A 23,114-nucleotide genomic window follows, 5' to 3' on the forward strand; every position below is an offset into this window, starting at 1 on the left:
ACCTCTAAAATTTCTTAATATACATATCACTAATTTCATGATTACCGTACTTTTTAATAATCATGTCTGCTCGTTTTTTAGTTGGTTCAATATACTCGTGTAAGTTCTTTAAGTTAACATCTCGCCAGACTTTTTTGGCAAAAATATCCGCTTGTTCACGTGGTACATGAGCCCATTGATAAAAATAATTGTCCGGATTATTGCGATTAATTTCTAACATTAAATGATAGCGATCAAGATACCATCTTTCTAAGTCTTCTTCACTAGCATCGAGATAAATCACATAATCTAAGAAATCACTTGGCGGTGCTTGGCCGTTAGGAGGAACTTCTAGTAAATTTATTCCTTCTACTACTAAGACATCCGGCTGTTCAACCGAGCCAACTTCATTAGGAACTAGATCAGAAATTTCCTGTGAGTATAGTCGATATGGTACTCTTTCTTTACCAGCTTTAACACTTGACAGAAAAGTAGAAAAGGCATCCCAATTAAATGATACTGGGAAGCCCTTTTGATCCATTAAGTTTTTAGCTTTAAGTTCTGCATTAGACATTAAAAATCCGTCAGTAGAAACTTGAGCAATCTTTTTATCCGGTTCAAGGCGTTCAAATAACCGCGTTATTTTCTTGGCAAAGGTGGACTTACCAACAGCAACAGATCCCGTCACTCCAATTATAAAAGGAATCTTTTGCCACTGTTCTTTATAAAATGTTTGTTGAGTATGATAAACAGCATTTTTTTGACTCATGATATATTGAAGATTCTTCATCATGAAAATTTCTGCACTAAATTCATCACTTGGAGGAATTAATGCCTGCCACTTATCAGGTGTCAAGTGTAAAAATTGCTCTTGCATAAAAAGCCCGCCTTCCTTCTGCCTTGTTCCTAGTATTTTTACATTGTTCAGCCTATCATATATATTGAGAGAAAGAAAAGAAGATAACTATGAAAAAAATTATTCTTTTTGGTGATTCCTTACTTGCAGGGTATATTAATGGACACGCAACTAATATTGTAACTCAAGGACTGCAAGAAAAATTACCTAAATTTACAATTATTAATAATTCTGTACCTGGAAGTACAACTGAGGAGGCAATTGATTTTTATGATTTAAGGATTAAACCTTTCAATTACGACTTAGTTATACTCGCCTTAGGTACTAATGACGCAAATATGCAATTTGGCTTAAGCGCTGGACGCTATGCACATAACTTGCAAGTTCTAGTAGATTTAATTGGTGTCGACAAAACAATTTTAATGGGACCTTCCTATACTAATTGGAAAATCGCCAAAGATCAAGCATGGCCAAAAACATTACAATTTGAATTAGTAGCTGAGCAATGTCATATCGAAAATAATATTCCATTCTTAAACTTTTCAAAAGTAATGCGTGAGACAGGTCATCCAAATGGTTTACTTCAGAAGGACGGTATCCATTTAAATCAAGAAGGTAATAAATTACTAATTGAAAAGCTTGCTAAATTAGTCAAAGAGAAAGAACCAGCTGCTATATCATAAAAAAGCATCCCAATAACGGGATGCTTTTTTACTACGCTATTCAATATAAAGTGCTTGTTTACCTTGCTGGTTATAACTTGCCTCTATCTTCTTTAAGCTTACCTTTTTATTTTTAACACCATAAGGATCATTTACATACACAATCCCCTTTTTCTTGTCGTAACCTGTAATCACACAAGCATGAGATGACGGCGTTACATGAACTTTTCCTTGCTTGGTAGACCAAGTCTGCATATCATTTACACGATCAAACTTCAAAGTTGTAATAATTACTACGGGATGTCCTTCAGAAACTAATTTCAATACTCGAACAAAGTTATTGCCTGTATAGTTGCGAATTCTATTAGTATATTTTCTTGCAACATTATACAAAGGTTCATTATAAACACACCAGCCTGCATTTTTGATACTCATATAGCCAACAAAACCAACATGTGGATTTCCACGATAATTATTGCCAACAAAAGATGATACATGCTTGATATTCGATGACAACTCTAATTTACTTACATTAATATCATAGTATTTCAACAACATTGAAAGTGAGGTAACCTCACAACCATTTGGTAAGTCTGGTAATTGATTTTCTAAGGGAACATTTAACTTCTGTTCTGGTTTTAAAGTAAGCCAATCATATTCATTTTGAAATCTTTTAAAATTAAATCCTAAGGCGATTACTCCAGCAGTAATTAACAATATAACTGTATACAGAATTCTTCTTCTACGCCGATATTTTCTAGCTCTATTTAATCTTTTCATGCTAAGTATTTTAACTATTATGTATTAAGTCTGTCAAAATGCATAAGAATTAAATAGAATTAACTTTAAATCCTTATCTGCTTACCTTAATAATAAAAAATCCCTCTAAATCAAGGTTTTAATGATACCAAGATCTAAGAGGGATTTTATTTTTACTTATTTACGTAAGTTTTTTCATCTAAATTATCAAACAAAGGGCTCTTCTCACCTGTATAAATTAAGTCTAATTTATACATTGCCCGCGAGGCAATGGTGTAAAGCAATTGAGTTTCATCTAATTGATGATAATTTTCTTTTGAAACACCCCAAGCAACTACTGCATCAAATTCTAGTCCTTTAGCAAGATAGGATGGCATTACTAAAGTACCCGGTACTAAACGCTGGTTTGCCGACCCAATTAAAGTTGCCTTAATCTTTCTTTCTTTTAATACTTTAGCAACTTCTTGAGCTTCAGCCAATGTCTTAGTAATAATTGCTGTTGTTAGCTTTTGTTCATCGTTTTCGGCCAATATATCTTCTAAGGCACTGTATTCTTTTTCAATACTATCGCGCTTGTAAAAGGCTGGCTTTGGACCACGTCTATCAAAAGCTTCAATCTTTTCACCTTGACGCAAAATTTGCTTAGTGAAGTTAGTTATTTCCTTTGTTGAACGGTAAGACTTGGTTAATTGAACAACATCCGTCTTTTCAGGATCAAACAATTTAGAGATTTGACTCAAAAGTGTTTTACTTTCATCTTTAGTAAAAATAGCTTGATTCAAGTCACCTAACATCGTGAACTTAGCTCTAGGGAAATTGTACTTAAGATATGCCAATTGGAATGGAGTGTAATCCTGAATTTCATCAATAAAGGCATAGCGCATTTCATAATCTGTTCTACGTCCAGTTACTAGATCATATAGGTAAAGGTAAGGAGAAATATCGGCCATCTTGATTCTTCCAGCCTTAAACCGCCCTTTAACATTTTCAATATGAGCATCCCATTCCTCTTGGGTAATATCCCATTTACTTAAGTCAATTATCTTAGGAACGGCACGTAAAAAGCGTAAGTATTGTGCACGAATATTTAAAAAGCGATTCTGACGAATCTTGCGACTAACTTGCTTTAATTGATTAATTACAATCTTACGAGCCAAAAAGTGTTCTTCTTTTGCACTAGATTCAAATTCTTGATCGGGACGATCATATAGTTTATTTAATTGTTCTTGATCCAAAGATTCAATAGTTTTATCAACCCATGCCTTCTTAGTTTCAGGTTCAATTCTGCGGTTTAAACTATTAATCAAAGCTTCTTTTGTAGCTTCAATTCTATTTCTTAAGTGGTAGTTTTCATTAAAGCCGTAGTAAATTTCCTTGATCTTTTCCTTATCAAAAAATGGCTTTTCTTTACTCTTAAAGTAAATGTTCTTAAAAATCAAACCATTCTTTTCAAGATGTTTAGCATAGCGAGTTACTGCATTAAAGAATTGGAGTGAGTTCTTCAAGTTAACGATCTTATCGTTTTGCTCATTATCTTCGAATTGTTCAAATAAGTTTTCAACGTTCATTCCGGGAACACGGCGAGAAACAAACTGCCAGTAAGTCATTTGAACCATATTCTGTTCTCCCATTTCCGGAAGAACATTTTTAACATAATCATTAAATAATTGATTTGGGCTGAACATAATAACATCGCTAGAAGTCAAATTACCACGGTAGCGATATAGTAAGTAGGCCACACGCTGCATAATGGCAGATGTCTTACCCGAACCAGCAGCCCCTTGAACAAATAAAAGATCAGCACTAGTATTTCTAATAATTTTATTTTGCTCACGTTGAATGGTAGTCACAATTGACTTCATCTGTGTAGATGATTTTTCATTCAAGACATTTAAGAGCATTTGATCCCCAATGGATTCATTGGTATCAAACATATTAGTAATCTTGCCATCTTTAATTAAAAATTGACGCTTCTTAGTCATATCAACAGTTTGCACACCATCTGGTGCATTATATGATACTTTTCCTAATTTTCCATCATAGTAAATAGAAGATATTGGTGCACGCCAATCATAGATTAAAAAATGATCTTCTTTATCTGCAAAAGAACCTAATCCAATATAAATAGTTTCTGGTTCTTCATTAGGTTCTTGAAAATCAACTCTTGCAAAATATGGCTTCTTTTCTAAACGCTGCAAGGTTGATAATTGCTTAGCTGAATGTTGCCAGGCATTTTGTCTTTCCGCTAACATCTGTTGTTGCTGGTGAATAGACAAAGCAGTATCCATTGAAGTGGAGTAGCCATCATAATCTAATTTCACATCATCAAAAAAGTGTGAATTGATATTTTGAGCTTCATTTTGTGCATGTTCGATTGAATGATCAAGCTCTTTTTCTTTCTTCTTAATTAAGCCAAGAACATCATCTAGATGCTTTTGCTCTTTTTGTTGTTCAGTTTCTTTTACCAAAATTACGTCACCTATTTCTAGCATTAGTAAAAACGTTGCATATTATTTTATCATATGTATACGCTTTCTAAAAGAATTTATAATTTTCAGAAAGTCTCAACTGTTATTTAGTCTTTTCTTAAATAATTAGTTTTATAATTAAATAAAATTACATTGCGAGATGAGAAAGTGAAACGATTTTTTAAAACAATTCTAGTTCTAGCCCTCCTTTTTGTGGGGCTTGAGTTCGCCTATCAAAAAGCTGCTCCAGAAATTAAAAAAACATTTGGAACTAGAAATCCCCTCCCATATCTAACTGCAAAAGTACAACAATTTATTTCACCTGAAAAAATCCAAAATGATGATAAGGATGGAGATAATTCTAAAGGACATACTTTTGACTCTAATACAGCCACTGTCTACATCGATCTTTCTGATCCAACGCTAAAACAAGCTGCGCTTGATGGAATTAACGTTTGGAATAACACAGGTGCCTTTAATTTTAAAATCACAAATGATAGAAATAACGCCAAAATTATTATTAAGTCAATGAATGACGGTGAAACAAATGCAGCCGGACTAACCGATACTCAATACAACTCATTAACTGGGCATTTACTTAAGGCTACGGTTCGCTTAAATTCATATTATCTTTTAAATCCAAGCTATGGCTACAATAATGGACGAATTGTGAATACCGTTGAACATGAATTAGGTCATGCAATAGGATTAGGTCATAAAGATGGGATTTCAGTTATGTATCCCCAAGGATCTTTTTATACAATTCAACCAAGTGACGTCCAAGATGTTAAAAAATTATATCAAGAACAATAAGAGCGACTCAATGCTGAGAGTCGCTCTTATTTCATATTTTTCTTTTTTAATTGACTTTGCTTTTTAAAATATGGAATCCAAAATGTTATCACGTAACCAACTGCAATTCCAACAAAAGTCCAGACCATAATGTTTTTGACAAATAGGCCAATAAACAAACCAATTAAGCCAAAAATCCCAATAATAAATGATTGCTCAAGTTGTTTCATATTCCTTCCCTCATTTCTCTCTTAACTATAGCAAAGGTATATTATTATAAGCATATTTTTAGACTTAAACTGTCAGTTATTTTATACTATATTTCATAAATATAATTAGCTTTAAATGTATAAATAGCAATATTTCATAAAGCTATACAAATTAAAATTATTCATTTTTAATAATAAGAAAGGAATGGTATATCCTTTATGGATAGTCAGAAACAACCTCCCGCGTATTCTCAAACAAAAGACGAGTTATTTTCAAATCTAGAAACAAGCTCAGCTGGTTTAAGCGAGCCAGAAGTTGACAGACGGTTAAAAAAATATGGACATAATGTTTTAAATGAAAAGCCCCCTAAGTCAATTTTAAACATGCTCAAAGAGCAAATCTTTGATCCAATGATTTTAATTTTATTAGGGGCAGCTACTTTTTCAGCCCTTTTAAATGAATGGGTAGAAGCTGGTGTAATTTTCTTCATTGTGGTAATCAACTCTATTATTGGTATTATCCAAGAAAAGAAAGCCCAAGCTTCTCTTGCCGCTCTAAAAACAATGAGTGCTCCAACTGCAACAGTAATTAGAAATGGATCTGAAAAAATTGTTTCAGCTAGTGAATTAGTAGTCGGCGACCTAGTTATCTTAACCAACGGTGATATGGTGCCTGCGGATTTACGCCTAACTCAATCCAATAACTTGAAAATTGCTGAAGCTTCTTTAACCGGAGAGTCAATTGCCAGTGAAAAGAATGCAGCTGCTGTTCTTTCTCCTGATTGTCCCTTAGGCGATAGAAAAAATATGGCCTACACTTCTTCAATTGTTACTTATGGTCGAGGAAGTGGAATTGTAACTAAAACTGGGATGAATACAGAAATTGGTCAAATTGCTGGAATGCTAGAAGACGATGATACTAGTGATACTCCACTGAAGCGGAAACTTAACGCTGTGGGTAAAATTCTAACAATTATTGGTTTAATCATTTGTGTTTTAATTTTTGCCATCGGCGCTTTTTATGGACGTCCTCTTCTACCACAATTTTTAGTAGCAATTTCTTTAGCTATTTCAATCATTCCAGAAGGACTTCCAGCAACTGCAACCATCATTATGGCACTTGGAGTACAGCGAATGGCTAAGGAACATGCCTTAATCAAAAATCTACCAGCAGTTGAAACACTTGGAAACGCAACAGTTATTTGTTCTGACAAAACAGGAACTCTAACGTTAAACAAAATGACAGTAACTCATTTAGCTAACGGAGATGATTTCCTTAACAAAAAGATCTTAAAGGCTCAAAAAGCAGTAAAAAACAATAATGCTTATAAAGACTTAATGTATGCTGCTAGTCTTTGTAATGATGCTTCTCTTAGTCCTGCTAGTCCAGAAGAAATTATTGGTGACCCTACAGAAGGGGCCTTAATTCCACTAGCACAAGATTTTGGATATTCCGTTTCTAGCTTAAGAAAAGAATATCCAAGACTTGGCGAATATCCTTTTGATTCAATTAGAAAACGTATGTCTACAATTCATGAAATAAACAATGAATATGTTGCCTATACTAAAGGAGCACTGGACGAATTACTACCACTCTGTGACTACATTGCTACAAGCAATGGAATGCAGAAATTAACTAAGACTGATAAAGAAAACATTTTAGCCTTATCATATAAGATGTCTGACCAAGCCTTGAGAGTTTTAGGTTTTGCCAGCCGAACCATTTTGAATTTACCGCAAGAAAATGAAGATATTGAACAACATTTAGTTTTCTTAGGAGCTGTTGGGATGATTGACCCAGCTAGAGATGAAGTTAAAGCATCAATCAAAATGGCTCGCGAAGCAGGCATTAAAACTATTATGATTACTGGTGACCATAAAAATACTGCGGTTGCTATTGCTAAAAACTTAGGCATTTATGCTAATGGAAATACTGTTATTTCTGGTACTGAACTAAACGAGATGGCAGATAGCGAATTAGATCAAGCAGTTAAGTCAACCACAGTTTTTGCTCGTGTTTCACCTAATGATAAGTTAAAAATTATTCAAAGCCTAAAGCGAAATGAAGAAGTAGTAGCTATGACAGGTGACGGAGTTAATGATTCTCCCGCTTTAAAAGCAGCTGATATCGGAGTTGCGATGGGAATTAGTGGTACTGACGTTGCTAAAGATGTCTCAGACATGATTTTACTTAACGATAGTTTTACAACTATTACTGCCGCCATTAAAGAGGGACGAAAGGTTTACCGCAATATTCAGAAAGTAATTCAATTTTTACTAGTCGGTAATATTGCAGAAATTACTACTTTATTTATTGCTACCCTCTTTAATTGGGATGCACCACTACTTGCTGTTCATATTCTTTGGGTCAATTTAGCTACCGCCAGCTTACCGGCTCTAGCTTTAGGAGTAGATCCTGCAAGTAAAAATATTATGAAACATAAACCAGTGAAGACTGGAACCTTATTTGAAAGAGATCTAGTCTGGCGCGTTATCAGCCAAGGAATCTTTGTTGCCTTAATGACACTATTAGCTTACTGGATTGGAGACACTTTTGATAATCCGATTGCTGGTCAAACAATGGCCTTCTGTGTTCTAGCTTTATCTCAAATGTTCCGCGCATTTAATCAACATTCTAATACTGATCCGATTTGGATTAGAGGAAACAAAATTAATATTTGGTTAATTGTATCCTTTATCGTTTCAGCAGTTTTAATGGGAGTTATTCTCTTTACTCCTAACTTACAATCTCTCTTTCATTTGACTAACCTGACATCAAGACAATGGCTAGTAGTCATCATTCTTTCTCTATTCTCAATCTTACAAGTTGAATTAATGAAGCTAATCAAGCGATCTGTTAAAGCTCGTCAACAAAGCCGAGCATTAGAATCAGTCACAGATTAGCACATTATATTAATAGAACTTTAGCAAGCATATTTTTAGACTTAATAGCAAATACCTTGTACAATGAAAATATAAATTTAACACTTACATAAGCATAAAGGCATAACTAACTTTATGCTTTCTACTTTTCTGTAATCAAATAACTAACACATTTTAAATATAAAAAACAGCCAAATTACTCTATCTTGAGTAGTTTGGCTGTTTTTATTGTCAGATTATGCTAAATAGATTTTTTCATAACTGCTGCAAGTGCCTGCTCCTTAATTTTATCTACATCAACTTTATTAAGCTTTTCATATTCTCGCGCTAAAACATCGCATAAATATAATTGTGATACCTGACCAGCTACGGTACCAATATTCATAAATTCACTAACGGACGTCTGCAAGCTTACATCCCCTAATTGAGCAATCGGTGACGTAAGATCGTTAGTAATAGCAATAATTTTAGCGCCGTATTCTTTAGCAACTTTGAGTGAATCATAAGTGTCTTTAGTATGACCAGAGAGTGATAAGCCAACTACTAGGTCATCTTTACTTAATAAGGTCGCAACTTGAACTTGAATATGCGGATCAGACTCCGCATTGGCAATCAAACCAATTCTAAGCCAGGTTCTTTCATAGTCTCTAGCTGATTCGCCTGAGTGACCCAAACCAAAAATATGGATTCGGCGTGCTTTAGCTAATAAACTAACTGCTTGTTTTAAAACAGAAGGATTGATCAATTCTTCTGTTTTTTCAATTGAAGAAATTAAAACTTTACTACTTAACTCTGAAGATGTTTGAGCTTCGTCATGACCTTTTGAGGTAGTCATCATTGAATCTTGTGCTAAAGCTATTTTTAGATCCGAGAAACCTGAATAGCCTAATTTTTTACAAAGTCTAACAATTGTGGCATCTCCAGTATTAGTTGCAGTCCCTAGCGACTTAATCGTGTCATAAATCACATGTTCAGTATGACTCGCAATATAGTTAGCCAATTTATTTTCTGACTTAGTTAGCTTGTCTTTATTTTGATTGTATCGCTGTATAAATTCCATTGTCTCACATCCTGATTATAACTATATCATGCTTTTATAAGAAAACGCTTGCACAAAAATAAAATTCATTATATTATTTCTTTAGGAGGAAAACTCCAAAATAATATTTATTTGGAGTATATTTACAAATGAATAAAGAAGAATTTATTAACAAAATCCATGGTGGCTTAATTATTTCATGTCAAGCTTTACCAGGCGAACCATTGTATACAGAAGAAGGCGGAATTATGCCCCTAATGGCTAAAGCGGCCCAAGAAGCAGGCGCAACAGGCTTAAGAGCAAATTCCGTTAGAGATATTAAACAAATTAAAAAAATTGTTGATCTTCCAATGATTGGAATTATCAAACGGGACTATCCACCAGAAAAGCCCTATATTACTCCAACTATGAAAGAAGTAGATGAATTAGTTGAAACTGGCGTAGAAGTAATTGCAATTGATGCAACTTTGCGTCCAAGACATGATGGTAAGACAGTAAATGAATTCATTAAAGAAATAAAAACTAAGTATCCAAATCAACTTTTAATGGCTGACACTTCAAATTTTGAGGAAGCAAAAAATGCTTATGAGGCAGGCGTTGATTTTGTTGGTACTACGCTTTCTGGCTACACTGAAGAAAGTCCTAAAACTGATCACCCAGACTTTGATTTAATTAAAGATCTAGTTGATGCAGGTCTTCCAGTAATTGCTGAAGGGAAAATCCATACTCCAGAACAATTAAAGCAAGTTATTGACATCAACCCAGCAGGAATTGTAGTCGGAGGAGCAATCACTCGCCCATTACAAATTGCTAAAACTTTTACTTCAGTTTTCGAAAATTAACCGAGCGTAACGAAACGAGGCGTAATCATGTCTAAGAAATTTTCTCATATTGGCCAAGCCTTCTCACAACTGAGGCAAGCCTTTATGCTTCCAATAGCTATTTTACCTGTAGCCGGCTTACTCCTAGGACTAGGCGGAGCCTTAACCAATAAAGCTGCCGTTACCTCTTATCCTTGGCTTAATCAAGAATGGCTTCAAACAATTCTAAAGATAATGAATTTTGCAGGAAGTGCTGTTTTTAATAACTTAGCTCTTATTTTCTCAATTGGTTTAGCAGTTGGCTTAGCAAAAGGGGATAAAGGAACAGCTGGCTTAGCGGGTGGCGTTGCCTATCTAGTATATACAGCCACAATCTCAGGACTACTCCAACTATTTTCACCTAAAAACACTATTGATACAGGAGTATTAGGTGCAATTGTGATTGGCTCAGTTGTTGCCTACCTACATAATCATTATCGCAAGGTAGAATTACCACAATTCTTAGGCTTTTTTGGTGGTTCAAGATTTATTCCTATTATTTCATCTTTAGCTGCGATTGTTATTGGTGCTATCTTCTTCATTATTTGGCCACCAATTCAAAGCGGTTTAACCAGTGCAGGTTATGCAATAGCTAAAATGGGAAGTTTGGGAAGTTTTCTATATGGCTTCTTGCTTCGCTTAACTGGAGCAGTTGGTCTACATCACACAATTTATCCAATGTTTTGGTACACAGCCCTAGGTGGAACTGCAGATGTAGCTGGTAAAACTGTTGTTGGTGCTCAAAATATTTTCTTTGCTCAATTAGCTGATCCTAATCACCATGGTTTGTTTACTTACGGTACTAGATTTTTTGCTGGTCGTTTTGCAACTATGATGTTTGGTCTTCCAGGGGCCGCTTTAGCAATGTACCTTTGCTTACCTAAGAGAAACCGGAAGACTAACGGTGGTCTATATCTTTCAGGTGGTTTAACCTCATTTTTAACTGGTATTACTGAACCAATTGAATATACTTTCTTATTCGTAGCACCTTGGTTATATGTTATCCATGCTTTTCTCGATGGATGTTCATTTTATGTTGCTGATATCATGAATATTAGAATCGGAAATTCATTCTCTGGTGGTTTAATTGACTATCTTCTCTTTGGTGTCTTACAAGGAAAAGATAAAACTAATTGGCCGAATGTCTTAATTATGGGAGTTATCTGGTTCTTCCTTTACTTCTTTATTTTTACTTTTTGTATTAAAAAATTCCATGTTGGTATTCCAGGAATGGTTGTAGAAGAAAATCAAGATGCTGAAAAAATTATGTCAAACAGCCCCAAGACTGACGACAAACTATACAATGAATCTTGTGAGATTATCACTGCTCTTGGCGGTTTAGAAAACATTGAAACTGTTTCAGCTTGTGCAACCAGATTGAGAGTTTCTTTAAAGAATAATAGTTTAGTTAATGATGATGTATTTAAAATGTTGGGCGCTCCTGGGGTATTAAAAGTTGCCGGTGGTGTTCAAGCTATTTTTGGTGGAAAAGCCGATCTATATAGTCAAGAAATTAATGACATTATCGCCCATCCAGATATGCAGCCCGCAAATAATCCACAAGTGGATAAAGTTTCTAATCCTCAATCAAATTCTGTGCATAAGTCAGAAAAGATTATTTTCAAGGCACCTGTCAAGGGAACTTTTGAAGATATATCTCAAGTTAATGACGAAGTATTTTCACAAAAGATGATGGGTGAAGGATTTGCAATTAAACCGGAAAATGGAAAAATTTATAGTCCGGTTAACGCTACAGTCGTATCAATCTTTAAAACAAAACATGCTGTAGGCCTTAAAACCGAATCTGGTTTAGAAGTTATGCTTCATCTTGGAATAGATACTGTTGAACTAGAAGGTAAGCCATTTACCTTAAAGGTAAAAGAAGGCGATCAAGTAACTTCAGAGACACAGTTAATTGAAATGGATCTAAAACAAATTGAAACTGCTAAAAAAGATCCAACAGTTATGACTCTTATTACTAATAGTAGTGATAGAGTTGAACAAGTCGAAGATATCGTTACAAGTGGACAATTAGTCGAGGCACATAATGAGGTCTACTCCGTAACTACTAAATAACTTTAATCCCTCTATAAACAAAAAATGTACTCAAGTTTCCATTTTCTTGAGTACATTTTTTATGTTCTTTTATTTTATCTAGTAGTAATATCTACATCTAGTTCAATTGGACAGTGATCTGAGCCCATAATATTACTTAAGATTTTAGCATTAGTTAATTTATCTTCCAAATTATTCGATACTAGGAAGTAATCGAGTCTCCAGCCAAGATTTTCTGCCCGAGCTTCCTTATCACGATAGCTCCAATAAGTATACTTAGCTTCATCTGGGTGGAAGTAACGGAAAGTATCAATAAAACCAGCATTTAATAATTCAGAAAATTCTTTTCTTTCAATACCAGTAAATCCTGGACGATGGTGATTATCATCTGGTTCAGCTAAATCGATTCTCTCGTGAGCGACACTCATATCTCCGCCAATAATTACTGGCTTGTATTGCATTAATTTAGTAACGTAATTTCTAAAAGTTTGTGCCCATAATTCTCTGAAGTCTAATCTTTGAAGCTTTTCTCCAGAAAATGGTACTTGAACATTAATAAAGTAAAAGTTTGAAAACTCTAAAGTAATGCTTCTTCCTTCACCATCAACTTCTGGAACACCGAAGCCATTAGCCACAGTAATTGGTTTTTCTTTTGTAAATACTGCAGTGCCGGCATAGCCCTTTCTTTCAGCATAATTCCAATATTGATAATATCCTGGTAAATCAATTTTTACTTCATTTGGCTCAACACGAGTATCTTGTATTCCAAAAATATCTGCATCTAAATCAGTAAACGTGTTAACAAAGCCATGACGTAAAGCAGCCCGTAAACCATTTACATTCCAAGACATAAATTTCATAATAATTCTTCTTTCCATCACAAAATAATAGGTCTTATCAACTCAATTGTACAAACTTAATCCCCATAGATGAAATATTTCGACCTAAAAAATCGGATTAACTATTTAAGCTAATCCGATCTTTTCTTATCTTGTCTTTAAATGCCAAACAAAGAATCCAATTCCAATTACTAATGCTAAAATTCCGGTCCAAATTAAACCAGCATAAAAGCCGCCAATAATTCCTAGAATTCCAGCAACAATCATCATCGCTAAGCCAGCAATATCACCGCCTAGCCCATCACTATTTTCAGTTGAAACATAAACAATGCCGCTAGCCATAAACAGACCGCAAAGGAGAACTCCAATAATTCCTGCTACCATGTTTTTCTCAGCAATTATCCCCAAGAATCCACCTAGTAGTCCCTGAATAAATAGCCAAACTGAATAGACAATCATTAAAATTCCAATTACTAATTTTGTAACTCTCATAAAAACCCCTCTTCTTTCATCTATTAAGTTAATATACTTAGACCGAATATTCAAAATTTTTGATACAATACTTCTATGCTATAAATGAAAGACACAAAACATAATGAAAATATTTGAGTTTATTGGATTAAGTATTTATTTAGTGCTAATTGCGATTTTAATAGTTCGTCAAGTTAATGTAAGTCGTAATTTTAGAAATAATAAAATTGATGAAGAAACACATCAGAAATTAACTAAAAGAAACACAATTTTATTAGTTATAGTAGGTATTCTACTGATTTTATTTTTATATACACCGTTTAAAATTTTGATTTTTTAGATTTGTTATAATGTAAATTAGTGTTATTCAAGGAGTTTACAAATGAAGAGAATTTATATTGTTCGTCATGGTCAAACTTATATTAACCGCTACGATAAAATGCAGGGTTGGTGTGATACACCCCTAACCGATGAAGGAATCCAAGGTGCAAAAGATGCAGGTAAAGCTTTGAGTGAAGTTCCTTTTGATATTGCTATCTCAAGTGACTTAAAAAGAGCTAGTGATACTTGCAATTATATTATTAATGAAAATTGTAACCGAGATGAGTTGCAACACATTGCAACACCATTTTTTAGAGAACAATTCTATGGCTTCTTTGAAGGGATGAATTCAGACGAAGCATGGCGTATGATCGGTGGACCTCACGGTTATCCAAGACGAGATGAACTACTTAAAGAAGTGGATATCAACACGATTAAGGACTACATGAAAGAAGCAGATCCATATCATGAAGCTGAAAATGCAGAAGAATATTGGAATCGCGTCGATGAAGGTTTTGATTTAATTAGTCAATTAGATGGTGCTGAAAATATTCTTCTTGTTACCCATGGCTTTACAATCAGAAGTATTGTTTCTCGTTTTGCTCCTGGAGAATATAATTTAGCCCATGGTCCAAGAAATGCGTCAATTACAATTATGAATATGACTGACAAGGATATGAAGATTACTTCCTATAATAAAATGTCAGTATAGAAAAAAGGCTTATCATTTTGATAAGCCTTTTTTCTTAATCTTCTTTTTGTAAAACAATATGTTGATATAAAACTACCGTTAATAAGTAATAAAGTACGTAAAGAACTCCGAAAATAGTAAATGGAATCCAAAGTTTGTCGTAAGTGTTCATCCCTAAAATAGACTTGAATAATTGAAGTCCAAATAAAACGTCAACTACTCCTAAGGCAGCAGGTAAAGCAAATAAAATTCCAATTTCTTTTGCAATAGATGCTTTTAAGAGGCTCTTTCTTGCTCCAACCTTCCAAAGCATTTGGTATCTTGGTTTATCGCTGTTTGCTCCAGATAAAACTTTAAACATCAATGTTGAAGCAAGCATTTCTAAAAATGCTAAACCTAAGAAGAAGCCCATAAATTCAAAACCAGAGGTCATACTTGAAACTAAGCGATATTGTGCTGATTTAGAATTAGAGAGATTTACATTAATTGCGTCTTTATCAACTTCTGGTGAACTCATCATTTGAGTTGCTGATAGTTTTTGGAGTTTCTCAATATTATTAAAGTTACTTCTAAAATTGTTAACTCTTAAAAGCTCAATTCTATTTACTTTAGCCTTAACTTGATTATATTGAGTTTCTGGCACAACTTTAGCTTGAGCATCAATATATGGAGTTAAAGATACTAACTGATATTGTGCTTCATTAGCATCAGTCTTATTATTAAAATCACTTGCTTTAATACGTCTAGTATCATAATGATTCATATCATTTTTTCTTGAATAATGTTGATACATGATCTGATTATTCTTGATTTGATTTTCTGGAATATAAAGTACTCTCGCTTTTTCTTTTCCTTTACCTTCTACCACCATCTTATAGTCAAACGTTGTAGTAGATTTTACAGAAACTTTCTTTAATTGATTATCTACCTTTTTATTATGACCATACAGAACTACATCATAATAGGTACTTTGCATTGACTGTTCAGTCATATTATTAAAGTTCAATCCAACAGTAATTGCTCCTAAAGCAAGAGCAAACAATAATGAGACAGTAGATAAAATTCGAGTATAATCACTTAATCTAAATTTAAGTTGTCCTAAAGTGAAGGAATGTAATTTCTTATATTTGTAAGCTAAGTTCTTACGAAGTAAATCAATAATTGCTGTAAAGAAGGAATCAAAAGTAAAGTAAGAACCAAAAACAATTGTAAAGAAAGCTATTGGAATAGTTTTTGTTCCTAATTTTGCTGCATGCATCATTGCCCAATAACCAATAGCAAGTAAGGCAATTCCTAAAATAGCTTCAATAAATTTCCATAATTTATTTCTATGTAATTTAACCGGTTTTTGATCTTCATGAAGTAAGTTAATCACGTTTGACTTAACTAATTTATGACGATTCCAAAAAGCTGCTAGGAAGAACAGAATCGCAAAGAAAGCTATTGTCCAAAGTAAGGCTGGTAAGTAAAAACCAACAAATTTATGAATTTGCAATCCTAGCTGGGAAATCAACACACTAGAAACTCCCTGTGTTAATCCAACCCCTAAGACTGTACCCAATAAGGTAGCTAATAAGCCAACAACAAGAGTTTCGGTAAAGATTAATCTTCCAATTTTACTTGTTCTAGCTCCTAGCATCATATACATCCCATAGTCTTTTTGTCTCATACTAAGCAAAAAACTATTGGCATATACAATATAAACAAAAGTAATAATAGAAAGTAATGCAATCCCAAAACCAAAAACAATTTGGGTAATTTTAAAAGCAATACTTAGTGAACCCTTTAAGAAAGCTGGGTTTGTAGCTAGAGTCATGAACATATAAAAGATCGCACTAGCAAAAGTTAAGCCTGAAAAAAGGACTAAATAGTCTTTGAACCGGCTTTTAATCCCGGTTAATGATAATTTCCAAAGCATAATTATTTCCTTTCCATTCTTAACGTCTACCTAATTCAGCAATAATTTCTTGATAAAATTCTTCTCTACTTTTACCATCTTTTTTAATTTCTTTTCCGATCTTACCATCTTTAATGAAAAGAATTCGACTAGCATATGAAGCAGAATATGGATCGTGAGTAACCATTAAAATAGAAACTCTATCATTTTCATTTAGACCTTTCATTGTTTCAAGTAATTCAGTAGCACTCTTTGAATCAAGTGCCCCAGTTGGTTCATCTCCATAAAGAATAGCTGGTTCATGAACTAATGCACGCGCTGCTGCAACACGTTGTTTTTGTCCACCAGAGATTTCTGCCGGATATTTATTTAAAATATGATCAATTCCTAGTCGCTTAGCAATTTTATCCACTTTAGGATTAATCTGACTGCTCTTTACATTTTGAAGTGAAAGAGGAAGAGCAATATTTTCACGATTTGTTAGATTTTCTAATAGGTTAAAATCTTGAAAAATAAACCCAATTTCTTGACCGCGGAAATCTGCCATTTGATTTTTATTTAAGCCAGTAATATCGCGACCATTAATATATACATTTCCAGTTGTAGGTTGATCTAATGTAGATAAAATATTTAACAAAGTGGTTTTACCAGACCCAGATGCACCCATGATTCCAACAAATTCACCACGTTCCACATCAAAGCTGACGCCCTTTAAAGCTTGGTATTGTTTTTCACCTTTTTTACCATAAGTCTTAGTAATATTTTGAACTTGAACTACTTCACTCATTTTGGCTCCTCTTTTCGTTATAGTGCATTACTTACCTGTTACACTATATAATAAAGACACCGTGTAAAAAAGTAAAGCTTGTTTTTCAATTTTTTTATCTTTTCTTCTTGTATAATAGAAATCGTGATTATAAATAAAATATGAAATGAGGTACAGAATGCAGGGAAGCTACTTCTTCAACCCACCTCCTAAATTTAGATAAATGATAATAGTATAGGATTTTTAGGGGGAAAATATTTTTGGATACTTTTGATGAGGCACAAAAACGTAAAAAACTAACTTGGCCCGTGATTGCCTTAATGGACTTTGTTACAGTTATTGGTTTTGATGACATTATCTATAACTTTCAAAATCAAGGATTAGCTGTAGTTAGTGACTGGATATTACTGTTAATTCTATTTGTAGTTCCATACGAATTAATCGTCGGACAACTAGGAGCTACTTTTTCAGATGATGGCGGAGGCTTATCTTCTTGGTTAAGACACACCTCTGGCGATCGAATGGGATATATTACTGCTTGGTGCTACTGGGTAGTTTCACTACCATATTTAGTTGATGTAGCTAATTCAACAGTTGTTTCTTTTGCATGGCTTTTTAAAGGACATGCATTAAGTGACAAAGAAATGAGTAATTGGGCTTTTGCTTTATTTACGGCAATTATTTTTGTCATCTTTATCTTTTTCCAACACCGATTTGCTAACTCGCTACAATGGTTATCTATCATCGGTGGTGGTGCCATGTTTATCATGACCATTCTTTTTGTAATTATGACTATCGTATATTTGGGTGAAGGCCGCAGAATTGCTACTCAACCTTTCCACTTTAAGAACTTCTTGCCAACGTTTGATATGAAATTCTTAATGTCATTAGGTTTATTGATTTTTGCCATGAATGGAGCTGAATTTGTTGCTCCTTACGTTACTGAAATGAAAGATGGCCCTAAGAATTTCCCTAAAGCAATGTACATGCTAGCAATCATGACTGGATTTTTAACTATTTTTGGTTCCTTTGCATTGGGCGTATTCTTTAATGCACATCACTTACCAGATGACTTAAAAATGAATGGTTCCTACTATGCTTTTCAAGCAATGGGAGAAAAATTCGGAATGGGTAAATTCTTCTTATATACTTTCATTATTACCCAAGCTCTCTACATGCTTGCCCAACTAGCTGTTTTAGTAGATGGCGGAGCTAGAATTTTCCTATCAGACACTGCTAAAAAATATCTACCCAAGCAATTAACTAAGACTGATAAAAATGGTCTACCAATTAATGGTTACTGGCTAACAACTGGAATTTGCTCAGTTTTACTATTTTTAAGTGCTACTCTTCCTTCAGTTAATGACATTTTCAATCAATTACTTAATTTAAACGGAATTGTATCACCATATGTTACCGGTCTACTCTTCTGGGCCTTTATTAAGATCAGACTTCACCCAGAAAAATTCCCATCACAATATGTATTTATCAAGAACAAAACCTTCGCTGTTATTGTTGGTTGGTGGTGTTTAATCATTACAGTTACCGGTGCAACTTTTGGAATCGTTCCAATTGATGCAAAAGCTGGCTCAGCTACTTGGTGGCATATGTTAATCCTAAACATTGTCGAACCTCTTTTAATGATTGGATTAGGAATTGTTTTACCATTAATTGCTAAGTGGCAAAGATCAAAGGAAAATTAATCTATAACATAAAAATGCTATTGACTCTCGGTATATGTACTTGAGCCAATAGCATTTTTTATTTATTGCAATTAATTATCGTTCTTGCCTTCTAGAGAAAAATATCTTAGTACTTAATAAACAAACTAGATACCAAACTAAAATTTTGATTAATAAAATTAACATATCTTGATTAAAAAAACTATTTGCCTCTATCCAATCTATTAAATTACTAATTGGAAGTAGTTCTGCAAAAAATTTTAACCAAGTAGGATATTCACTTACTGGAATAATCATTCCAGCTAAAATAATCAAACTACCCGTTACAATATTAGAAAGCCAGTAAGGATTCTCTTTTTTCATTCCCCATACAGCACAAAAATAAGCTAAGAGAACACTTATAAAGATTTCAAAGGGTAAAGCAAGAAAAAGCCTAGGAATAATATTTACTTTATTAAGCACTATTAAACCTATTACTCCCAAAAGAATTGTTTCCAGAGAAAGGACAACTGCCGCAATTACAAATTTTACTAGCCAATAGTTTTTAAAAGTAGGTCTAATTGAAAAAATATCGTCCAGTAAATTAATATTTTGATCATAAACTGTGGACGCTACCACAATGCCAGTACCTGTAGTAATACCTGTAGTAATCACGCTTCCGACCAAAATACGAGAATAATCTTGACTCGCTCCAAAGGCAATCAACAAAAACATAATTAAGGATACTAATGGCAACAGTAAATAATTAACTAAAATCACGTTAACACTGTCAAAAGTTCCAATCGAACGTAGAGTAACACGATAGGCAGCTTTCAAAATATGCTCAATCTCCCCTCTTTAAAAGCTCGTTTAATTACAATATTAGTCATTAATTTAGATAAAACTCCAAAGACCACTACAACTAAAATGTAGCTCATTATCCAATTCCATTGAATAGATTCATGATAGATAATCCTAATTGGTAAAGTTAACGGACTTAGCATTTGAAAAGGTTTGATACTTATTCTAATTGCGTCTGGAATACTTAAAAGTCCAGATAAAAGCAAAATTGGTAATAATAAAAGCTGTTCATAAACAATTGCATTCTTGCTTAAAACAAAAAATAAACTAATAAAATAGCTTAAAACTGCAGCTGCAATCCATAATAAGATGATCCCTACTAATAATTGAAAATCTAAGTAATTAACTGGCATTTTTAATAACCAAGCTTCTAATCCTGCTAAAGGAAAAGCAATTAAACCATACACAGAAGCTGGAATCAGAGTAGCCAGTAAAACTTTTTCTCTAGCTACACCAGTATTTAATAGATACGGTAGAGTCCCTTGAAATCTCTGAAAGCCTAATGCACCAGCACTAGTAGTACATGATGCCCATGTTCCCATTACTCCCGCAATTAACCATTCTTTCCCGTTATAAGTTTGCAAAACATAGTGAGCCAAATATTCATAAAGTAGCATTGTAGTTGTTTCAATAATCACTAAATTTACAAAATAAGTATTTTTTATATATAAACGTACTTGAAATAATGCTAATTTAATAAAAGACATACTACACCTGCCTTCTTTTCAACTGATCAGCTACTGCTAAATAGGCATCAGCTAAACTTGCATTATTTTCCACACCAGCAAATTTCTTTACTTCTTGAATTGACCCTTCAAAATGAATCATCCCACCGCCGATTAAAAAGATCCTATCAGCCAAGCTTTCAATATCTGACATGTTGTGACTAGTTAAAATAATACCTCGTTTTTCTGATGCTATTCTTTTAACTAATTGCCTAATCGAAATAACTGATTCAATATCTAAGCCTGCTGTTGGTTCGTCTAACATTAATATTTTGGGATGATTTACTAATCCACGAGCAATATGAAGTCGCTGCAACATGCCTTTAGAATAAGCAGATACTTTCTTTTCAGCTACATCGACTAAATTAACAGTTTTCAAAGCTTCTTGAACATTGCTTTTAATATTTCTTTCTTTAACACCTACGACTCGAGCAAAAAATTCTAAATTTTCTCTCGCAGTAGCGCCGTAATAAAATCCACGATCACCACCAAAAACAATACCCATCTTCTTCCTAGCTTTTCGTGGATACTTAATCAGATCCACACCCTCAACTTCAACTTGTCCTGAAGTAGGAACTAAGTAATTAGAAATGGATTTAATGAGTGTTGTTTTGCCAGCTCCATTTGGTCCAACAAAAGAAATTACTTCTCCTGCATGTAACTCAAAACTAATATTTTTTATTGCATGAAAAGTTTTTTTCTTATCTTTATAATCACGTGTAATGTTGTCAGCTTTAAATATAGTATTTGTCATAATTTTCTAAAATTCCTATTGGATCAGATTTTATCGTTTTCAAAATTTGCTTTGCTTTTTCTTCCTCTCCCATCTTATAAAAAGAAGCAGTAACAAGTTTTTTAGTTTCATTAATACCAATAATATTGCCTATCTTTATATGCTCATCAATTGCACTAAGCGCTGTGTTTACCGCTTGGTCATACTGTTTATCAATATAGTAAATATAGGCTAACGAAGATAATGCTTCACTTAAATATTCATCATTATATTTATGAACCATTTCTACATCTTGCAACATAATTTTTTTAGCAATATCTATATTATTTAATTCAATTTCTATCTGAACTTGGTTGATAGCTATCTGACTATAATACCTTACAAGCTCGGTAAGTTTCATATTAATATGTGTAAATTTGTTTATAGCATTATTAAGAATAATTTTCCCATTTGCAAGCAAAAGTCTAGCTAAAATTAAATTATTATGGTGATTTTCTTGATTAGATAGTATTAATTGAAAGGCGACGAGATTATTCAGTAGCGCTGCTATTTCACCTAGATCATTACTCAAATTTATATCAGTAATTAAGCTATTACTATGTTTAAAAAACTCATCAATATTTTTTTCTCTTTTTAATAGAGTTACATCAATTCTATGTAAAATAACTTCTTTAGTTTCTCTATCAGTACACTTAGTATGTGCTTGATTAAATAGTTTCAAAGCAGTTGATGCATCATTTTCAATACCACATAAAGTAGCCATCTTTATTAAATTATCAACCGTGAATTCTTTTAAAACATCAGCCATTCTTTCTTTTAATACTTCATAAGAAGAATCATAATCTCCCAGTACCAAAACTACACCATCAATCCAATCACCTAAATCGCGAATATCTAATTCTAAGAGTTCTTTTTTTACTTCCAGTACCGATGGCATTTGTTTATCTAATTTTTTACAATATTCTTTTATAAAAATTCGTGGGCTATCCGTTTTTCTTAAACCAAAATCTGTTAAATATTCTGGTGCTTTTATAGTTCTTTTATTTGAATAAATTCCTTTAATAATATTTTTAGCAATATGAATACGTTCAAATAAAACAGGAGATTCTTCCCATGAAGCATCTCCTGTTTTAAATGAACCTATAAATTGAGTAAAATTCAATTTTTAGACTCCCTCTTTAACCTTTTTGAGGTCCGTGATTCCAACCGGACAATACTTTTGCAAAATATGAAATCAAATTTTTATCCATTTCTTTTGCTACTTTTTCTACTGACATAGTTATTCTCCTTTCTTATTTTTTATTATTTTATCATTGGATATTTCAAATTCCAATAATATTTTTATGATATTCTAATTTTATTTTATTATTATCGCTATTCTATAGAAACTTGTCTAGCATTTAAATACTTTCTCCCATTACTCTACTCAAATACTCCGGCTCATTGAGAATTTTGTTATACTTCAATAACATAACAATTTATGAAAGCTCTTTTATTTGCTATTATTTTTATAAGGTCTTATATTTATAAATGAAGGCAGTCTTCATAGAGAAGCAATAAATAACATATATTTATTGCTATTACTTT

General features: G+C 33.2%; 21 protein-coding genes. 8 read left to right on the forward strand and 13 right to left on the reverse strand.

The window, feature by feature from the left end; genetic code table 11:
• Positions 1 to 4: 4 nt before the first annotated feature.
• Entirely contained in the window at positions 5 to 856 is an 852-nt protein-coding gene (coaA, locus tag H0I41_RS08220; protein ID WP_004897971.1) for a type I pantothenate kinase, read from the reverse strand.
• An 89-nt stretch (positions 857 to 945) separates the two neighbouring features.
• Between coaA and H0I41_RS08225 the strand changes: the two genes are divergently transcribed.
• Positions 946 to 1,518 carry an SGNH/GDSL hydrolase family protein gene (locus H0I41_RS08225; protein WP_135014175.1) on the forward strand — a complete coding sequence of 191 codons (573 nt, stop codon included), beginning with the start codon at positions 946 to 948 and terminating at the stop codon, positions 1,516 to 1,518.
• 36 nt (positions 1,519 to 1,554) lie between these two features.
• Here the strand turns inward: H0I41_RS08225 and H0I41_RS08230 are convergent, their stop codons facing one another.
• Positions 1,555 to 2,277: a C39 family peptidase gene (locus H0I41_RS08230; protein ID WP_004897973.1), complete on the reverse strand. Its 723-nt coding sequence runs from the start codon at positions 2,275 to 2,277 to the stop codon at positions 1,555 to 1,557.
• Between the two features lie 152 nt (positions 2,278 to 2,429).
• On the reverse strand, positions 2,430 to 4,748 hold the full coding sequence (gene helD, locus H0I41_RS08235) for an RNA polymerase recycling motor HelD (RefSeq protein ID WP_265589548.1): 2,319 nt from the start codon (positions 4,746 to 4,748) through the stop codon (positions 2,430 to 2,432).
• 144 nt (positions 4,749 to 4,892) lie between these two features.
• Here helD and H0I41_RS08240 point away from each other — a divergent pair, with 144 nt between their 5' ends.
• Positions 4,893 to 5,537 carry a matrixin family metalloprotease gene (locus H0I41_RS08240; RefSeq protein ID WP_135014176.1) on the forward strand — a complete coding sequence of 215 codons (645 nt, stop codon included), beginning with the start codon at positions 4,893 to 4,895 and terminating at the stop codon, positions 5,535 to 5,537.
• A 26-nt stretch (positions 5,538 to 5,563) separates the two neighbouring features.
• Here H0I41_RS08240 and H0I41_RS08245 read toward each other — a convergent pair whose 3' ends face one another.
• The gene (locus tag H0I41_RS08245; RefSeq protein ID WP_135014177.1) at positions 5,564 to 5,746 is read right to left on the reverse strand and encodes a hypothetical protein; all 183 of its coding nucleotides are present in this window, start codon (positions 5,744 to 5,746) and stop codon (positions 5,564 to 5,566) included.
• Between the two features lie 198 nt (positions 5,747 to 5,944).
• Here H0I41_RS08245 and H0I41_RS08250 point away from each other — a divergent pair, with 198 nt between their 5' ends.
• Positions 5,945 to 8,629 carry a cation-translocating P-type ATPase gene (locus H0I41_RS08250; protein WP_135014178.1) on the forward strand — a complete coding sequence of 895 codons (2,685 nt, stop codon included), beginning with the start codon at positions 5,945 to 5,947 and terminating at the stop codon, positions 8,627 to 8,629.
• A gap of 220 nt (positions 8,630 to 8,849) precedes the next feature.
• Here H0I41_RS08250 and H0I41_RS08255 read toward each other — a convergent pair whose 3' ends face one another.
• The gene (locus tag H0I41_RS08255; protein ID WP_004897981.1) at positions 8,850 to 9,668 is read right to left on the reverse strand and encodes a MurR/RpiR family transcriptional regulator; all 819 of its coding nucleotides are present in this window, start codon (positions 9,666 to 9,668) and stop codon (positions 8,850 to 8,852) included.
• A gap of 128 nt (positions 9,669 to 9,796) precedes the next feature.
• Here H0I41_RS08255 and H0I41_RS08260 point away from each other — a divergent pair, with 128 nt between their 5' ends.
• Both H0I41_RS08260 and H0I41_RS08265 read left to right on the forward strand, forming a co-directional pair.
• Positions 9,797 to 10,489, forward strand: coding sequence for an N-acetylmannosamine-6-phosphate 2-epimerase (locus H0I41_RS08260; RefSeq protein WP_182094534.1), 693 nt, complete (start codon positions 9,797 to 9,799; stop codon positions 10,487 to 10,489).
• Positions 10,490 to 10,516: 27 nt separating this feature from the next.
• Positions 10,517 to 12,583 (forward strand): PTS sugar transporter subunit IIABC, encoded by a 2,067-nt coding sequence (locus H0I41_RS08265; RefSeq protein WP_182094536.1) that lies wholly within the window; start codon positions 10,517 to 10,519, stop codon positions 12,581 to 12,583.
• A gap of 74 nt (positions 12,584 to 12,657) precedes the next feature.
• Here H0I41_RS08265 and H0I41_RS08270 read toward each other — a convergent pair whose 3' ends face one another.
• A complete protein-coding gene (locus H0I41_RS08270) occupies positions 12,658 to 13,422 on the reverse strand; it encodes an exodeoxyribonuclease III (RefSeq protein ID WP_004897983.1) in 765 nt (254 codons plus the stop codon).
• Between the two features lie 126 nt (positions 13,423 to 13,548).
• Positions 13,549 to 13,893 (reverse strand): hypothetical protein, encoded by a 345-nt coding sequence (locus H0I41_RS08275; RefSeq protein ID WP_011162488.1) that lies wholly within the window; start codon positions 13,891 to 13,893, stop codon positions 13,549 to 13,551.
• Positions 13,894 to 13,996: 103 nt separating this feature from the next.
• Between H0I41_RS08275 and H0I41_RS09440 the strand changes: the two genes are divergently transcribed.
• Together H0I41_RS09440 and H0I41_RS08280 are read left to right on the forward strand one after the other, a co-directional pair.
• Positions 13,997 to 14,212: a hypothetical protein gene (locus H0I41_RS09440; RefSeq protein ID WP_012846669.1), complete on the forward strand. Its 216-nt coding sequence runs from the start codon at positions 13,997 to 13,999 to the stop codon at positions 14,210 to 14,212.
• A 42-nt stretch (positions 14,213 to 14,254) separates the two neighbouring features.
• The gene (locus tag H0I41_RS08280; RefSeq protein WP_135014180.1) at positions 14,255 to 14,905 is read left to right on the forward strand and encodes a histidine phosphatase family protein; all 651 of its coding nucleotides are present in this window, start codon (positions 14,255 to 14,257) and stop codon (positions 14,903 to 14,905) included.
• A 34-nt stretch (positions 14,906 to 14,939) separates the two neighbouring features.
• Here the strand turns inward: H0I41_RS08280 and H0I41_RS08285 are convergent, their stop codons facing one another.
• Both H0I41_RS08285 and H0I41_RS08290 read right to left on the reverse strand, forming a co-directional pair.
• Positions 14,940 to 16,802, reverse strand: a complete 1,863-nt coding sequence (locus H0I41_RS08285) for an ABC transporter permease (RefSeq protein ID WP_182094538.1) — start codon at positions 16,800 to 16,802, stop codon at positions 14,940 to 14,942.
• 19 nt (positions 16,803 to 16,821) lie between these two features.
• Positions 16,822 to 17,568: an ABC transporter ATP-binding protein gene (locus H0I41_RS08290; protein ID WP_023599967.1), complete on the reverse strand. Its 747-nt coding sequence runs from the start codon at positions 17,566 to 17,568 to the stop codon at positions 16,822 to 16,824.
• Between the two features lie 239 nt (positions 17,569 to 17,807).
• Between H0I41_RS08290 and H0I41_RS08295 the strand changes: the two genes are divergently transcribed.
• The gene (locus H0I41_RS08295) at positions 17,808 to 19,250 is read left to right on the forward strand and encodes an APC family permease (protein WP_135014182.1); all 1,443 of its coding nucleotides are present in this window, start codon (positions 17,808 to 17,810) and stop codon (positions 19,248 to 19,250) included.
• A 75-nt stretch (positions 19,251 to 19,325) separates the two neighbouring features.
• Here the strand turns inward: H0I41_RS08295 and H0I41_RS08300 are convergent, their stop codons facing one another.
• The 4 genes from H0I41_RS08300 to H0I41_RS08315 are packed head-to-tail and all read right to left on the reverse strand — an operon-like array spanning position 19,326 to position 22,689.
• Positions 19,326 to 20,045 (reverse strand): ABC transporter permease, encoded by a 720-nt coding sequence (locus H0I41_RS08300; protein WP_135014183.1) that lies wholly within the window; start codon positions 20,043 to 20,045, stop codon positions 19,326 to 19,328.
• Positions 20,042 to 20,776, reverse strand: a complete 735-nt coding sequence (locus H0I41_RS08305; RefSeq protein ID WP_135014184.1) for an ABC transporter permease — start codon at positions 20,774 to 20,776, stop codon at positions 20,042 to 20,044. The genes H0I41_RS08300 and H0I41_RS08305 overlap by 4 nt, the downstream gene beginning before the upstream one ends.
• A gap of 1 nt (position 20,777) precedes the next feature.
• Positions 20,778 to 21,548, reverse strand: coding sequence for an ABC transporter ATP-binding protein (locus H0I41_RS08310; protein ID WP_135014185.1), 771 nt, complete (start codon positions 21,546 to 21,548; stop codon positions 20,778 to 20,780).
• Positions 21,529 to 22,689: a tetratricopeptide repeat protein gene (locus H0I41_RS08315; RefSeq protein WP_135014186.1), complete on the reverse strand. Its 1,161-nt coding sequence runs from the start codon at positions 22,687 to 22,689 to the stop codon at positions 21,529 to 21,531. Before H0I41_RS08315 ends, H0I41_RS08310 begins: the two co-directional genes overlap by 20 nt.
• Between the last annotated feature and the right edge of the window lie 425 nt (positions 22,690 to 23,114).

This window comes from Lactobacillus johnsonii (assembly GCF_014058685.1).
Classification (GTDB): Bacteria; Bacillota; Bacilli; order Lactobacillales; family Lactobacillaceae; genus Lactobacillus.